The 14,680-nt window shown below is 49.6% G+C and carries 13 protein-coding genes and 2 tRNA genes; 7 read left to right on the top strand and 8 right to left on the bottom strand.

The features are described from left to right. Positions 1–180 precede the first annotated feature (180 nt). Entirely contained in the window at positions 181–759 is a 579-nt protein-coding gene (locus KTO58_RS02785) for an RNA polymerase sigma factor (protein ID WP_095840848.1), read from the top strand. Between the two features lie 5 nt (positions 760–764). On the opposite strand, the gene KTO58_RS02780 is transcribed toward KTO58_RS02785, so the two are convergent. Continuing rightward, positions 765–1,448 (bottom strand): DinB family protein, encoded by a 684-nt coding sequence (locus KTO58_RS02780; RefSeq protein ID WP_225860025.1) that lies wholly within the window; start codon positions 1,446–1,448, stop codon positions 765–767. Positions 1,449–1,658: 210 nt separating this feature from the next. Here KTO58_RS02780 and KTO58_RS02775 point away from each other — a divergent pair, with 210 nt between their 5' ends. Together KTO58_RS02775 and KTO58_RS02770 are read left to right on the top strand one after the other, a co-directional pair. Continuing rightward, positions 1,659–3,215: a M20/M25/M40 family metallo-hydrolase gene (locus tag KTO58_RS02775; protein WP_095840849.1), complete on the top strand. Its 1,557-nt coding sequence runs from the start codon at positions 1,659–1,661 to the stop codon at positions 3,213–3,215. Between the two features lie 117 nt (positions 3,216–3,332). Next, on the top strand, positions 3,333–4,511 hold the full coding sequence (locus tag KTO58_RS02770) for a helix-turn-helix domain-containing protein (protein WP_095840850.1): 1,179 nt from the start codon (positions 3,333–3,335) through the stop codon (positions 4,509–4,511). Between the two features lie 143 nt (positions 4,512–4,654). Here the strand turns inward: KTO58_RS02770 and KTO58_RS02765 are convergent. Then, a tRNA-Arg gene (locus KTO58_RS02765) sits at positions 4,655–4,728 on the bottom strand. A 389-nt stretch (positions 4,729–5,117) separates the two neighbouring features. Here KTO58_RS02765 and KTO58_RS02760 point away from each other — a divergent pair. Then, positions 5,118–5,190: transfer RNA gene (locus KTO58_RS02760), tRNA-Gly, on the top strand. Positions 5,191–5,252: 62 nt separating this feature from the next. On the opposite strand, the gene KTO58_RS02755 is transcribed toward KTO58_RS02760, so the two are convergent. From KTO58_RS02755 to KTO58_RS02740, 4 genes are read right to left on the bottom strand one after another with little or no spacing between them, the layout of a single operon-like run. Then, positions 5,253–6,497 (bottom strand): NAD(P)/FAD-dependent oxidoreductase, encoded by a 1,245-nt coding sequence (locus tag KTO58_RS02755; protein ID WP_095840851.1) that lies wholly within the window; start codon positions 6,495–6,497, stop codon positions 5,253–5,255. 34 nt (positions 6,498–6,531) lie between these two features. Continuing rightward, on the bottom strand, positions 6,532–7,533 hold the full coding sequence (locus KTO58_RS02750) for a 4-hydroxyproline epimerase (protein WP_095840852.1): 1,002 nt from the start codon (positions 7,531–7,533) through the stop codon (positions 6,532–6,534). A gap of 24 nt (positions 7,534–7,557) precedes the next feature. Beyond that, a complete protein-coding gene (locus KTO58_RS02745; RefSeq protein WP_225860024.1) occupies positions 7,558–9,132 on the bottom strand; it encodes an aldehyde dehydrogenase (NADP(+)) in 1,575 nt (524 codons plus the stop codon). Next, entirely contained in the window at positions 9,129–10,052 is a 924-nt protein-coding gene (locus KTO58_RS02740) for a dihydrodipicolinate synthase family protein (protein WP_095840854.1), read from the bottom strand. The genes KTO58_RS02745 and KTO58_RS02740 overlap by 4 nt, the downstream gene beginning before the upstream one ends. A 134-nt stretch (positions 10,053–10,186) precedes the next feature. Between KTO58_RS02740 and KTO58_RS02735 the strand changes: the two genes are divergently transcribed. After that, positions 10,187–11,059 carry a helix-turn-helix domain-containing protein gene (locus tag KTO58_RS02735; RefSeq protein ID WP_095840855.1) on the top strand — a complete coding sequence of 291 codons (873 nt, stop codon included), beginning with the start codon at positions 10,187–10,189 and terminating at the stop codon, positions 11,057–11,059. Positions 11,060–11,156: 97 nt separating this feature from the next. Then, positions 11,157–11,693, top strand: a complete 537-nt coding sequence (locus tag KTO58_RS02730) for an Ivy family c-type lysozyme inhibitor (protein ID WP_095840856.1) — start codon at positions 11,157–11,159, stop codon at positions 11,691–11,693. 104 nt (positions 11,694–11,797) lie between these two features. On the opposite strand, the gene KTO58_RS02725 is transcribed toward KTO58_RS02730, so the two are convergent. Further along, the gene (locus tag KTO58_RS02725) at positions 11,798–11,998 is read right to left on the bottom strand and encodes a hypothetical protein (RefSeq protein WP_095840857.1); all 201 of its coding nucleotides are present in this window, start codon (positions 11,996–11,998) and stop codon (positions 11,798–11,800) included. An 82-nt stretch (positions 11,999–12,080) separates the two neighbouring features. Next, positions 12,081–13,112 carry a glycosyltransferase family 2 protein gene (locus KTO58_RS02720; RefSeq protein WP_095840858.1) on the bottom strand — a complete coding sequence of 344 codons (1,032 nt, stop codon included), beginning with the start codon at positions 13,110–13,112 and terminating at the stop codon, positions 12,081–12,083. Positions 13,113–13,248: 136 nt separating this feature from the next. Here KTO58_RS02720 and KTO58_RS02715 point away from each other — a divergent pair, with 136 nt between their 5' ends. Beyond that, complete coding sequence (locus KTO58_RS02715) at positions 13,249–14,367, top strand: sensor histidine kinase (RefSeq protein WP_225860023.1); 1,119 nt, start codon at positions 13,249–13,251, stop codon at positions 14,365–14,367. Positions 14,368–14,680: the final 313 nt, after the last annotated feature.

The following is a 14,680-nucleotide window of genomic DNA, read 5'->3' as shown; positions in this document are numbered from 1 at the left end:
AAAAATGCATTTTTATTTTCTTCACATCCCCCATTATAACCACCATAATCAACAATAGCATGAATTTCAAAGCTTTTGATCATTTACGCACAAGACACATACCACCAATAATTTATTTTGTTAACTTTAGCGTAACCTGCAATCTTTACCTTGCAGCACTTTCAGTAACCAACTATGTGAATGGAGCATCAGGTAATCAATCAGCTATTCAGGAGGATAACAGAACAGGACGACCAGGAAGCATTCAATAGCTTCTACAAATTGCTGTTCCTGCCAGTACTGAGATTTTCCTACAATTATACCCGCTCCAAAGAAATCGCAGAAGAAATCGCCAACGATGTATTCCTCCACTGCTGGCAAAAACGAAAAGAACTCACCAACATCAAAAATCCACAGGTATTCCTCTTCGTATGCGCCAAAAACCGCGCAATAGACCACGCCCGCAAACACCCCTCCTCCAGGCAGATCGTTAGCATGACAGAACTCGATGAACAACACGTCCGCTTTAATAGCGATCCCGAAAAACTGCTCATCACCGCCGAAATGATGCGCAAAGTAGAAGATGCCGTACAACAACTACCTCCTAAATGCCGCACCATATTCATACTCGTTAAACAATATGGATTGAAGTACAAAGAAGTAGCCGCCCTACAACAACTCTCCGTTAAAACAGTAGAAAATCAACTGGCCATCGCCATGCAGAAACTTACGCAGGCAGTCAACTTCACCCTCGAACAGGAAATGGCCCGCAACGCCTGATCCTATCAATCTCCCGGCAACACACCCCCACTCCCACCGGGCAAACGCCCCCTGATCCATTTGATCTGCCCATTGTGATTCGACTCATGCTCCACCACATGAAACCATTTGCAGTAATTATTCGTAGGCCCCCAGACCCATCCACCGTCTACAGACAATAACCACTTATCATCCCGGTTACGCAACGTCGCCAACGTCGACGCCCTTACCTCCGACAACAGATCCAGGTAATACGACAGATCCTCCCCGCCAATCAACATCCTCCCCGCCATACCTAACCGGCTCGCAGCACTCCAGCGCCGGATATCCGGCTCCGGCCAATCCCCCCATCTCCGGCCTTCAAAAGTATGCAGCTGATAAAAACGCTCCGTAGCTGCCAAATGCATCAACATAGCACCTATAGTGTTCGACTTTTCGTCAAACAAAAAATCCAGCGCATCCCGGTCCAACCCCTTTACAGCTGCTAATACCGTAGCACGCATCCAGTTCATCATCGACACCAGCGTACCCACCTGCGGAGCATACCCCTCCTGTGGACCTACCAGGTGAATATTACCGCTCGCCCCCGCAACCGTCGGTATCGCCCATCCTTCCAGGGGCAACATACCAAGACCGGCAACACCAGAGGTAATAGTAGCAGCGGATTTTAAAAATGATCGGCGATCAAATAAAGACATCTGAGGGTTCATATGGCAACTCCGAGGGTTTAGAGGGTTTAGAGGGTTTATTTACACATTTACACGATCTTTCCGGAACGTTAACATAGGGTGATCTCCGGTTGGCTTGTTTTATTTGATAAAGATATAAAAGAGAGTGGCATAATGTTAATCCTCTCATCACATTTTCTGTCCCGTAATGAATGACCTTTATTTATATTTATTCACTAAATCAAAATAGTTATGAGAAAGACCCTACCCCTCTTGCTCAGCACCTTGTTATCAACCGGAACCTATGCACAGGAAACCATCGACCAACAGGTAATGCAACGTATCCGAACAGAAGCCTATGAACATTCACAGGTACCTTTCATCGCCAGCCAACTGACCGATGTGTCCGGTCCAAGGCTAACCAATTCACCGGGATATATGAAAGCTGCCCGCTGGGCCGCACAGACATTAAAACAATGGGGCCTCCAAAATGCGACCCTGGAACCCTGGGGCCGCTTCGGCAGAGGCTGGAGCACAGAGAAAGTTTACGCAGCCATCAAAACACCTTATTACCAGCCACTGATCGCCTATCCCAAAGCCTGGAGCGCCAGCACCAAAGGCCTCGTATCAGGCAATGTCATCATACTGGATCAACTCACCCTCGCTGCCATCGATAAAGCCGGCAATAGCCTCAAAGGAAAAATAGTGATCGTCGACAATCCCGATACACTCCTTAAAGCAGCTACCAGCGCCTACTATACCCGGTATAACGCCAATACCCTCGATACACTCCCGGACATGTATATGATAAACAACCGCGATGAGATCGTCAAATACCAGGGCATCGCCAACGAAAAAGCAGCGATCAAAAGACACCTCGCCAGCAAAGGCATACTAGCCCTCGTATCCACCCACCCGGGTAGCCGCGACGGCACCATCGAAGTAAGCGGCAGAGCCGGATACGTCAAAGGACAAGAACTTCCCCTCGCCGAAGTAGTGCTCGCCAAAGAAGACCTGCTCCAACTCAAAAGATTGGTACATGCCAATATCCCCCTCACACTGGAACTGGATATCCGCAACCAATGGCATGATGCCGACCAACAGGGCTATAACGTCGTGGCAGACATCCCGGGCACAGATCCTAAAGTCAAAGATGAACTAGTCATCATCGGCGGACACCTGGACTCCTGGCATACCGGCACCGGCGCCACCGACAACGGTGCTGGCTGCATTGTCATGATGGAAGCTATCCGCATCCTCCGCTCCCTAAACATACAACCCAAACGTACCGTACGCATCGCCCTCTGGGGTGGAGAAGAACAAGGACTACTGGGCTCATTCAACTACGTAAAACGCCATTACGGCAATCCGCTCAACATGCAAGTGACACCGGCTCAGCAAAAAGTATCCGCCTACTATAATCTCGATAATGGCTCGGGTAAGATCAGAGGCATCTTCCTCCAGAACAACGATGCAGTAGGCCCCATCTTCCGCAGCTGGCTACAGCCCTTCGCCGACCTCGATGCCACCGGCGTCTCCCGCAATAACAGCGGTAGCACCGACCACCTCGCTTTCGACGCAGTAGGCATCCCCGGATTCCAGTTCATCCAGGACCCACTCGAGTACGAAACTCGTACCCACCACACCAATATGGATACCTACGACCACCTGTCCATAGAAGATCTTAAACAAGCCGCTACCATCGTCGCTGCGTTTGTCTACAATACCGCTATGCGGGAAGAAAAACTCCCGCGTAAAGAATTACCCAAACCAGCCAGGTTCATCTTCGACCTAGACGATCCGCTATAATCAGCCATAACTGTTCACAACATAAAAAATGGGTTGATCTTATAATGATCAACCCTTTGCCTTTTAAAACCACCACCGGAATGCATATTTTAGCACCATAATCAACCCAGCACCGGAATGACTGAAGCTTCCTTTTTTAATACAGTATGCCTTATCGGAATCGCCCTATCATTACTACTGGCCTTGTTCCTACTCACCGTTCAAACCAGCCGTAAAACAAGTAACGTACTGTTCGCCTCCTTCCTGCTGATATTTACATTGGACCTCGGCGGCATCTTCAGCGGATGGCTGTTCCGCCACTCTCCTTCCTTAGAAGTAGGGAGAGAACAAGTCGCCTTCCTCCTCATGCCGGCATTCTACCTGTACGTGCTCTCCGTCTGTTACGCCGACTTCAGACTCAGCCCCATACATCTCCTCCACCTGCTACCCTTCCTGGCCAGCAACGCCCTGCTCCTGCCCATATTTTATATGGCCGGCGACGCTGCCCGCGAACAATACTTCACTCACTTCAACGACGTCCCGGAAAACAACTGGATACGCATATCACTGTATCTCCAGGCTGCCTTTTACCTGATCGCTACCTTCCTTACCTTAAAAAGATTCCGGATCATCTACCAACAAAACTATACCGCATCAGCTACCATGATCTACCAATGGCTGTCACAGGCCACCATACTGCTGTCCGGGCTGCTAGCGCTATCCACCATCCGCTTGCTTTTTCTCTTTTCCATTACCGCTGCCTGGCTCACCTGGCTGCAATTCGCCTTGATCGTCGCCGCATTGCTGCTGCTTTGCTGGTTTGTACTCAAAGCACTATACCAACCCGTACTCTTCCGTGGTGTCGATTCTACCTTACCTTCCGTCAACACCCTCCTGCAAACCTCCCCACACAATGACACCACCGATATTAGCACGAACACTGCCGTGCCCGTTTACCAGGATAAGATCAACACCTTGAAACAGTACATGGAAGAAACAGCGCCTTATCTCGATCCCGAACTCACCGTACAAGACCTCGCCCGGCAAACAGGCATGCCTGCCCGCGATCTCTCTGTACTCATCAACCATCACCTCAATCAGCACTTTTTTGATTTTGTAAATGACTATCGCATACGAAAGGCAATGTCCCTGTTGGAAGACACCGCCAAAAAAGAACGCAACATCCAGGAAATATTATACGAAGTAGGATTCAACTCAAAATCATCCTTTAATACCGCGTTTAAAAAACGTACCGGCCTCACGCCTACACAATACCGCAATAACCCTACACACACGTCTTCCATGACTGTAAAATAAACGTTCATGAACAGCCATCAGACCCGCAAAAACAAAGAAAGCAACGTGATAAATGGGGAGTGTGCAGCAGCAATATCAGGAGTAATATCCGGGCATAAAAAAAGGCTCCAGTATATATACCGGAACCTTCTTGTGAAAACCTGTGACCGCGTCAGGATTCAAACCTGAAACCTTCTGATCCGTAGTCAGATGCTCTATTCAGTTGAGCTACGCAGCCATTACTGTTTCAAACGGGATGCAACATTACGATGTTTTGTTTAATTGATCAAATTTTTTGATCAAAAAGAACAACTTTTTTTGATCAAAAAGAATACACCTTTCACCCGTTCCCTCTCAAACCCTTACGCGGCAAGCATTACAGCCATAGCAGTCAATAAAATATTTTTATCACATCGATCATAAAATGTACATGATCATAATATGCTTCAACTTTCACAACAGCCTGTAACCCTTTGTGGTAAAGGATTACAGGATATCAACAGTAGAAGGATCAGTTTTTTTTCTGAAAAAGACAGAAAATATTTTGTGATTTATAACTCTTGCGTATATTTGCACTCCCGAAACACACGGGGCAGTTCTTAAAACACAGACATTCAACGTCTACATGCGGAAGTAGCTCATTTGGTAGAGCACGACCTTGCCAAGGTCGGGGTGGCCGGTTCGAGCCCGGTCTTCCGCTCTGAAATAAAAAGCCTGATTGATATCAATCAGGCTTTTTTTATGCACATCCATCCCTTCTCCTCAACCAAACCGGTCCGGATCAAAAGCCCGGATGTCCACACTACCAGGTTGCTCCATCGCCAGCTCCGCTATCAGCTTACCAGTAGCAGGTCCCAGGCTCATTCCCATCATCGCATGCCCCGTAGCCATTAATAAATTGTTGTAACGCTTCGTATAGCCGATATAAGGTAGCCCATCCGGAGAACAGGGCCTGAATCCATGCCACACCTGCTCCTGGGCAGGCATCCCCACCTCCAGCCCCGGCAGATACTGCTGTACAGCCCGCACGATACCTTCCACCCGTTTCATATTCACCTGCGGATTTATCCCTGCCAATTCCATCGTACCACCATAACGCATATGCCCCTGCATCGGCGTAATAGCTACCCGCGCTTCACAAAGTATAGCCGGCACCTGCAACAGCTTGGCCGGCATATTCTGCGTAAAGGAATACCCCTTACCGGCCATCAATGGTATGCGTATACCCGTCATTTCAGCCAATGCCGGCGACCATGATCCCGCCGCCAATACAAACAGATCAGCCGTATACGTCTGTTGCCCCCCTACCACCGCCTGTATCGCACGGCCGGCATGTTTGATAGCCGTTACTGCCTGCTGCGGTACAAATCGTACTCCCATTACTGTTAGCTGCCGGTATAATTGCTGCATCATAGCATTAGGATACAGGTGCGCATCACAGCGGTAATGCACCGCCCCCAGAACATCCATCGCCACCTCCGGTTCCAGCAACTGCAACTCCCGGCTATTGAGCACCTGTACATCCAGTCCCATCTGCCTGGCCGTCGCCGCAAGATGCGCCTCTTCCTCCGCCACCTCCGGCGTCCGGTAATACATCAGGATACCACGGTGTGTCAGCCCGGCATTCATCCACTCCGCTGATCCCCATTGTGCATACAGCGACTTACTCAGCAGGTTGATATCTCTTAACGGCACCGCCGATTTCACTACATGCTCACGCGTAGCACTGCGCATAAATTGCCAGCCCCAGGATAACAACGCCCGGCTGAAACGGGGCTTTACATAAAACGGACTACGTGAATTGAACATCCACCGGATACCTTGCTGTACAATCCCTGGCGCCGCCAGCGGCACAAAGTGACTGGGTACGATCATCCCCATATTACCGAAAGAACAATTGTCCTGCATATTCCCACTGTCGATCACAGTCACCTCCCACCCACTCTCCCGCAGGTAATAAGCACTACTCAATCCGATGATGCCTCCTCCTATGATAACGGCTTGCATATATTGCTTAAAATAGTGTTGAAAAAAATGGTACTCATATTACCTGGAAACCGTGTGCATAAGGGTCCTTATCGTCGATAAAAATGGTATTATACCCCGTTACGATTGCCCATCCTTCTATACCGGGAATAATAGCAGGCAACTCCCCTACCTGGGTAACCCCTTCTATCGTGCCGTTGAATACCGAACCTATGATGCTTTCATGCACAAAACGATCTCCCGGCTGTAACTTCCCTCTTGCATACCATTGCGCCATACGCGCAGAAGTACCGGTACCGCAGGGCGAACGGTCGATCGCCTTATCCCCGTAAAACACCGCATTGCGTGCCGTCGCCGTAGCCGACATCGTAGCGCCCGTCCACATAATATGACTAAGCCCGTAGATATGCTCCTGTTCCGGATGCCGGAACGTATAACGCTCATTCAACTGCTGCCGGCAGATACGGCTCCACGCAATCAGCTGATCGGCCTTAAAATGTTCCATACCGGGAAAATGCGCCTGCGGATCTATGATACCATAGAAGTTACCACCATACGCCACATCTACCTGTAAAGCGCCCAGGCCAGGACAGTCTATCTCCAAAGCTTCCGCAGCCAGGAAAGAAGGCACGTTCGTCAGTTTGACAGACGTCACCTTCGCACCTTCCTGCTGATAAGAAACCAACACCAGACCTGCAGGCGTCTCCAGTCTCAACTGGCCGGGCACCTTCGGTTGTATGAGTCCCTGTTCTATAGCGATCGTAACAGTACCAATGGTGCCATGCCCGCACATCGGCAGGCATCCGCTGGTTTCAATATACAGCACCCCGCTGTCATTAGCAGGGTCTGTCGGTGGATACAGGATGCTACCACTCATCATATCATGCCCCCGCGGCTCAAACATCAACCCCTTCCGTATCCAGTCATATTCCCGGAGAAAATGCAGCCGCCGCTCCATCATACTCTGGCCGTTCAATACCGGCCCCCCGCCAGCTACTACCCGTACCGGATTGCCGCAGGTATGAGCGTCTATACAAAAGAATGTTTTGGTGGACATATACCTTAAAATGATCGGTGAATATTATCGGGTCCATTGACCGTTTACCTTACGCCAGATATGCAGCGGATTATCCTCTTTCAAGGCGTCCGGCAACAAAGCCGGCGGACAATCCTGTAGACACACCGGCCTTACAAAACGACGGATAGCGGCCGTACCCACAGAGGTACTGCGCGCATCACTGCTCGCCGGAAAAGGCCCTCCGTGCACCATCGCCTCACATACCTCCACACCAGTAGGTACCCCGTTAAACAGGATACGACCGGCCTTGTCCTGCAACAGCTGTATCTCAACAGCATATTGCTGCAGATCATACCGATCTCCCAACACCGTCGCCGTCAACTGCCCTTGCAGCTGTATAATGGTTTGCTGCAAGGCAACCATATCCTTACAGGTCACCAGCAAAGAAGAAGGACCAAACACCTCCTCCTGCAGATGCGCATGCGTGGTAAACACCTCACTGTCTACCTGCAGTAAAGCAGGATATGCCAGCGCATCGGCAGCAGGCACTCCTGCCTGTAACGTACGCACGCCGTCCTGCTGCTGTAAACTTTTCAACCCGGCATAGTACTGTTCATATACCCCCTTGTTCAGCATAGGAGCAGGCTGTACCTGCTGTAATGCCAGAGCCAGCAGCTCCGCAAAATGATCCGTGTCAGGACCAGCCATGGCAATCAACAACCCAGGGTTCGTACAGAACTGCCCCGCACCCTGCGTGATGGAAGCTGCATATTGTTGTGCCAGTGCCGCTGCCGATGTCGCTACCTTGCCGGGCAATAGCAATACAGGATTTATACTGCCCATTTCGGCATATACCGGTATCGGGATAGGCCGGGCAGCAGCCGTCGCCATAATCGCTTTTCCGGCTCGTTGAGAACCCGTAAACCCGATCGCTTTGATAGCAGGATGTCTTACCAATGCCTGCCCTAACGTATGACCGTAGCCGTTAAGACTGGAGAATACGCCGTCCGGCATACCGCATGTTGCGGCTGCCCTCGATATAGCACCCGCTACCAGCTCGTTCGTGCCGGGATGGGATTCATGTGCTTTTACAATGACCGGGTTACCGGCCGCCAGCGCTGCAGCAGTGTCCCCACCAGCAGTAGAAAATGCGAGCGGGAAATTGCTCGCGGGAAATACCAGCACAGGCCCCAGTGGCTGCCACATCGTACGCAGGTCCGGTCGGGGCAATGGCTGCCGGTCGGGTATAGCCGTATCAATGACAGCCTCCACCCAGGAGCCTTCCCGTAACAGCGTAGCAAACAACTGCAACTGCTGCATAGTACGCCCGCGCTCACCGGTAATACGTGCCAGCGGCAACCCCGATTCGGCGACCGCCCGGTGTAACAACACATCTCCCAATGCCAGTATCTCTGCCGCAATCGCTTCCAGAAATGTCGCCTTGTCCGCCCCACTGATATGCCGGTATATCGTAAATGCCGCCGTAGCCCGCGTCAGTGCAGTCTCCATCTCCGCCTCCGTAGCGGCGATGAACCGTTCCGGGAGTATTTCCCGGCTGACAGGGTTGTACGCTGATAACACCGTATCTCCAGTGGCCGTCCAGCTATAGCCGATACTGTTCCTTCCGGTAATATTCATACAGGTATGTTTAAATAGTCAGGCAATACCGGTCTCTGGGCCAACGCCTGCTGGATCGTCTGCCATACCTGCTCTCTTTCTGCTCCTTCCAGCAGCAGCCGTGGCGCCCGTACCGTCTCCGTACCGATACCAGTAGCTGTCGCCGCGAGTTTGATATACTGCACCAGCTTAGGGTGTATATCCAGCTCCAGCAACGGCATAAACCAACGGTAGATCGCCAGCGCCTTCGCTACCTCTCCCGCTTTGGCCAGCCGGTAGATCGCCACCGTCTCTGCCGGAAAAGCATCCACCAATCCCGCTACCCAACCATGAGCTCCCATCAGCAGGCTTTCTAACGCCAGCGTATCTACGCCACAGAGAATGCTGAAACGATCCCCAAAACGGTTGATCATCCTCGTCACATTCGTAATGTCCCGTGTGGACTCCTTCACCGCCTGGATATTGGATTGCCCGGCCATCGCCTCAAACATATCCAGCGTTACGGTGATCTTGTAATCCACCGGGTTATTATAGATCATGATAGGCAATGCCGTACTTTTAGCCACCGCCAGGAAATAAGCGACTGTTTCCGCATCATCTGCTTTATAACGCATAGGTGGCAGTAACATCAGGCCACTGGCACCTGCCGCTTCCGCCGCTTGTGCACTCGCAATGGCCGCACTCGTAGTCTGCTCCGCAATGTTCATGATCACCGGTATACGCCCCTTCAACTGCTCCACAGCATAGCGCACCAACGCATACTTTTCTTCATTCTGCAAACTGCTAGCCTCTCCCAAAGAGCCCCCCAGGATAATACCGCTCACACCCGCTGCCAGCTGTGCCTGTAAATTGTAGGTAAACATGGAATGATCCACCTGGTCATTCGCATCAAATGGAGTTAATAACGCCGGAAATACCCCTTGCCATTGTATCTGTTGCATATCATGCTGTTTTTGTATAAGAACAAAATTAGCCGGGGGATACGCATGCCATAGGGCAGTAATTAATCATTTCTTTACAGAAATTAACCCATATATGCTACCTTCCATAAAACTGTTATAAATTTCAGTAAAACGTGAAAGTCCTCGCATTCAAAATACCCGTCGCACAACAAGCCTCCGTCATCGTACAGGAGGACCGTATGCCCTATTTCTATGACCACCTGCATCAACATCCGGAAATACAGGTCAGCCTCATATTAAAGGGAGAAGGTACCTTAATAGCGGGCAATTACATGGGGGCTTTCGCACCGGGAGATATCTACTGGATCGGCGCCGGACAACCACATATCTTTAAAAGTGATCCTGCCTACTTTGCCGCAGGCAGCACACTATACATACATGCCCTCACCTTCTTCTTCCATCCCACACAAACGGCCGCTGAGTTACTACAGCTACCTGAAATGCAGCTGATCCGGGAAATGGTCCGCCAGTCCGCCAACGGATTCCGTATCACCCCTCCCCATACCGTGCAGCTGGAACAACAATTCCGGGAGCTGTTCCGGCAAGAGGGCGTACGCCGCCTCATGGCCTTCCTAGACCTGCTCGATACCATCCACCAGCAATGCCAGCGAACAGCCCTTTCCCAGGAGAAAAATGACTGGAACTTCAGTGAGGCAGAGGGCGTACGTATGAATGAGATCTACCAGCACAGCATCCGGCATTTCCGGAAACCTATCAGCCTCGACGAAATCGCTGGCATCGCACATATGACCGTACCAGCTTTCTGCCGCTATTTCAAAAAACGCACCCGTAAAACCTATATCCGGTTCCTCAACGAACTGCGGATCAGCCACGCCTGCAAACTGCTGAAAAGCGATAAAGAACTGCCTTTCGCAATGATCGCCTTCGAATCCGGATTCAGTAACGTCACCAGTTTTAACCGCACCTTCAAAGACATCACCGGTTATGCACCGGGCATTTACCAGAAGAAATATAAGGCAGGCTAAAGAATGGCAAGCTTGTTGGAGTGATGGCTGGTAACATCCGCTAAGCGAACTTTAGCGGTATCGATATGTTTATACGAGAAACCTAAACTGCATTGTTATGAAACATCATGTATGGCTACTAGCCACTGCTCTCTCCTTTGCAGCCTGTCAACATTCGGGTAATGAATCCGGCTCCAAAACAACCGACGGTATCACCACCAATACAGGAGGAGATACGGTAGTCACCAGTGCTCCTGCCGAACAGGCAGCCCCTGCCACCACCGTATCCGAACTGGTGTTTATGAAAAACCTGGCCGGCAAATACCCCGCCAGCGTAGAGCTGTTCAAAAACGAAGCCCTCGCCAAACGGTTGCAGACCTTACTGGGAGATGAATATGCCACCTTCAGCAAAAACTGGAATGTGGAAACGCCTATCATCGTGGAAGAAGAAGTGGTAGCAACATCGGGTTGTAAACAACATGCCTGCCCCGACGATGATTACCTGCTGTATGCAGACCTTAAAAACGACAATATCAATGTGTATAATCTCCGGAAAGGAAAGCTGAAAGTATATGCCGAAAAGGGAAATATCACCCTGCCCGCACATATGGAAAAAGAACTGGCAACGACCAAATCAAATGCAGCAGTCAAATAATCAACCGCACAAATAAATAATCAAATAACCAATCGCACAAAAAAACCCGGCGCAGTATACGCCGGGTTTTAATTATGTTAAGCTGACAGACAGCTGAGATGCAATTATTTGTACTTAGGATTGTACAGGGTACTTTCAGGTACGGCTACATCAGGTTTACCTTTATAGCGATGTTTGTAGAGGTTATAGCAGCCACCTAATACGAAGGCCAGTATACAACCCACTTTCACATAAAATAAAAACCTGGAGGAGGATACCCAGCTACGGGTAAAATCGCTGTTATTTTCAATGTTATTTTGCTCCATAACTACTTTTTTCGCGATGCAAACTTACGTTATGTCAGATAATAATCAAAGTATTATTTAAAAATATACTCTTTGTCGCTCGTCAGCCTCGTTTTTCCAGCTCGCTGAATTTTTTGCGGTTCAGAAAATAATAACGCCATATCATAATCCCATGAAAGACACCTTTGATATCCAGCAACCGGCGTTGCGGCAGCGTATCTTTTTTCCGTTGATAGCGGGCTCTCCATTTATAGTAATCCCGGTAGGCCCGGAAGATAGCGGTCATATCCCGCGGTTTACCCGATACCAGGCTTTTCACAGCAGCGAGCAGATCCAGGAACACCCGTTGTACCAGGATGATCCAGCGGTCAGTCGGGTGCAGGTTCTTCCAGAGCATCATCAGGTTATTGCGGAAGTTGAGGTATAGCTTCCGGGGATTCCCCTGTGGTAAACTACCGCCACCCACATGGTACACCTGCGCACCCGGGCAATAACAAACCCTGTACCCGGCACGTTGTAAACGCCAGCAAAGGTCTACTTCTTCCATATGGGCAAAAAAATCCGCATCAAATCCGCCTACTTCGTAAAAGCAGTGACGACGGATGAACAATGCAGCCCCTGTTGCCCAGAAAATATCCTGTGCATCATTATATTGCCCTTCATCTACTTCAGTAGTATATAATATCCGGCCCCGGCAGAAAGTATATCCCAGGATATCCATCCAACCACCAGCAGCACCGGCATACTCAAAACGCTCAGGTTCATGATAGGCCCTCATCTTAGGCTGACAGGCCGCAATACGCTCATCCTGCTGCATCTGGGCAATCACCGGCTCGATCCAGCCCGGCTCCACTTCCACATCCTGGTTCAACAATACATAAATATCCGCCTCCACATGTTGTAACGCCTGGTTATAACCTCCCGCAAAACCATTATTATCAGGATTTTGTATGACCTTTACCTGTGGAAAATGCGTACGCACGTACTCGGCACTCCCATCTGTAGAGGCATTGTCTGCCATATACAGCTGAAGATGGCCATAAGTACTACGGCATACGGACGGCAGGAACTTTTCCAGGAAGTGTTTTCCGTTCCAGTTCAAAATAACAACAGCGACCGATGGCAATACCGACAAAACTTTTTCGTTTATGCGTGAATAATATTTAGCGTTGCAAATATGCAACAAACCGGTCGAATAATATCTATACATTATCTTAATTTACGCTGGAGAAGTATTCCGTATGTTTAAACAGTATATAGGCTGGAGGTTTTTGCTGATATCTATCGCAGTGATCATCATTGTCACCACCATCTGGTTTGTCAGCAACCTATCCAGACAAATACAACAGGAAGAAGCCAAAAAAGTAGCTACCTGGGTTGCCGCTAACCGCGAACTGCTGCAAGCATCCTCAGAAGCCAACCTCAACCTGGCCGTGGAAATAGTCACCACCAACACCACCATCCCACTGATACTGACAGATGAATCCGGCAATATTATAGATAACCGTAATATAGACTCCGCCAAGATCGCCCAGTACCCTGACTATCTCAAAGAACAACTGAAGGTATTCCGTAAGCAACATCCCCCCTTTATCATGGAGATCGATGCCGCACAGAAGACCTATAACTATATCTATTACGGCGACTCTCTCATCCTCCGCCAGATCAGGTACTACCCCTATATCCAGTTACTCGTAGTCGCCCTGTTCATCGGGGTGGTCCTATATGCGATCTCCACCACCAACCGCGCTACGCAGAACCTTGTATGGGTAGGGCTGGCTAAAGAGACCGCCCACCAGCTAGGCACCCCGCTGTCCTCCATGGAAGCATGGCTGGAACTGCTGAAGGAAAATGATGGTAATGCGCCCATGGTAGCAGAACTAATGAAGGATGTAGACCGGTTGAAACTGATCACCGATCGTTTTTCCAAGATCGGCAGTGTCCCTAAACTGGAAGAAAAAGATATCATCCGGCAGATCGAGAACATGACTTCCTATATCCGCCGGCGGGCACCGCAAAGAGTAATATTCACCGTACATGCCGCCGAAAAAGAACTGCCGGCCATGATCTCTCCCCCGCTATTCGACTGGGTAGTGGAAAACCTGCTGAAGAATGCACTGGATGCCATGGAAGGAAAAGGCAGCATTGATCTCTACATAGAGAACCATCCCGCACATATCATCATCGATATCAGCGATACAGGCAAGGGCATTCCCAAATCACAATTCGAAAAGATCTTCACACCTGGTTACAGCACTAAAAAAAGAGGATGGGGTTTAGGCCTTTCTTTGTCCAAACGTATCATTGAAGATTACCACAAAGGACGACTCAGCGTCAAATCATCAGAGATCAACAAAGGTTCCACCTTCCGTATCTGGCTGCGTAAATAATGAGGCACCGTTGGGGTAAAAAGGAAACGAGACAAACAATGTTGCCTCGCTCCTGGCGGAAGACTGCGAACTATTCCCCCTCGTTTGGTTTTTGATGGATATTATTACTATAGGAATGGTTATTGTTCATATGTTCGGGAACGTTACCGTTATAGTATGTAGCTGTTCCCTACCGAAAAGCTAAAGCAAATGTAGCGGCAAGTACTGTAAATGAAGGTTAAAGATGGTTAAATAGAGTTAAATCCCTTCCCCCCTGTCTGTATAAAAAAAGGACGTCCCGGAAGAGACATCCCGTTTGGAAACGCTATATAAT

The sequence above is a fragment of the Chitinophaga pendula genome (genome assembly GCF_020386615.1).
Lineage (GTDB): Bacteria > Bacteroidota > Bacteroidia > Chitinophagales > Chitinophagaceae > Chitinophaga > Chitinophaga pendula.
This window is presented reverse-complemented; position numbering and strand designations above follow the sequence as displayed.

What these genes read in the sequence shown, in the direction of transcription:
- KTO58_RS02785 (WP_095840848.1), top strand. Translation starts at nt 181, where the DNA reads ATGGAGCATCAGGTAATCAATCAGCTATTCAGGAGGATAACAGAACAG.
- KTO58_RS02780 (WP_225860025.1), bottom strand. Translation starts at nt 1,448, where the DNA reads ATGAACCCTCAGATGTCTTTATTTGATCGCCGATCATTTTTAAAATCC.
- KTO58_RS02775 (WP_095840849.1), top strand. Translation starts at nt 1,659, where the DNA reads ATGAGAAAGACCCTACCCCTCTTGCTCAGCACCTTGTTATCAACCGGA.
- KTO58_RS02770 (WP_095840850.1), top strand. Translation starts at nt 3,333, where the DNA reads ATGACTGAAGCTTCCTTTTTTAATACAGTATGCCTTATCGGAATCGCC.
- KTO58_RS02755 (WP_095840851.1), bottom strand. Translation starts at nt 6,497, where the DNA reads ATGCAAGCCGTTATCATAGGAGGAGGCATCATCGGATTGAGTAGTGCT.
- KTO58_RS02750 (WP_095840852.1), bottom strand. Translation starts at nt 7,533, where the DNA reads ATGTCCACCAAAACATTCTTTTGTATAGACGCTCATACCTGCGGCAAT.
- KTO58_RS02745 (WP_225860024.1), bottom strand. Translation starts at nt 9,132, where the DNA reads ATGAATATTACCGGAAGGAACAGTATCGGCTATAGCTGGACGGCCACT.
- KTO58_RS02740 (WP_095840854.1), bottom strand. Translation starts at nt 10,052, where the DNA reads ATGCAACAGATACAATGGCAAGGGGTATTTCCGGCGTTATTAACTCCA.
- KTO58_RS02730 (WP_095840856.1), top strand. Translation starts at nt 11,157, where the DNA reads ATGAAACATCATGTATGGCTACTAGCCACTGCTCTCTCCTTTGCAGCC.
- KTO58_RS02725 (WP_095840857.1), bottom strand. Translation starts at nt 11,998, where the DNA reads ATGGAGCAAAATAACATTGAAAATAACAGCGATTTTACCCGTAGCTGG.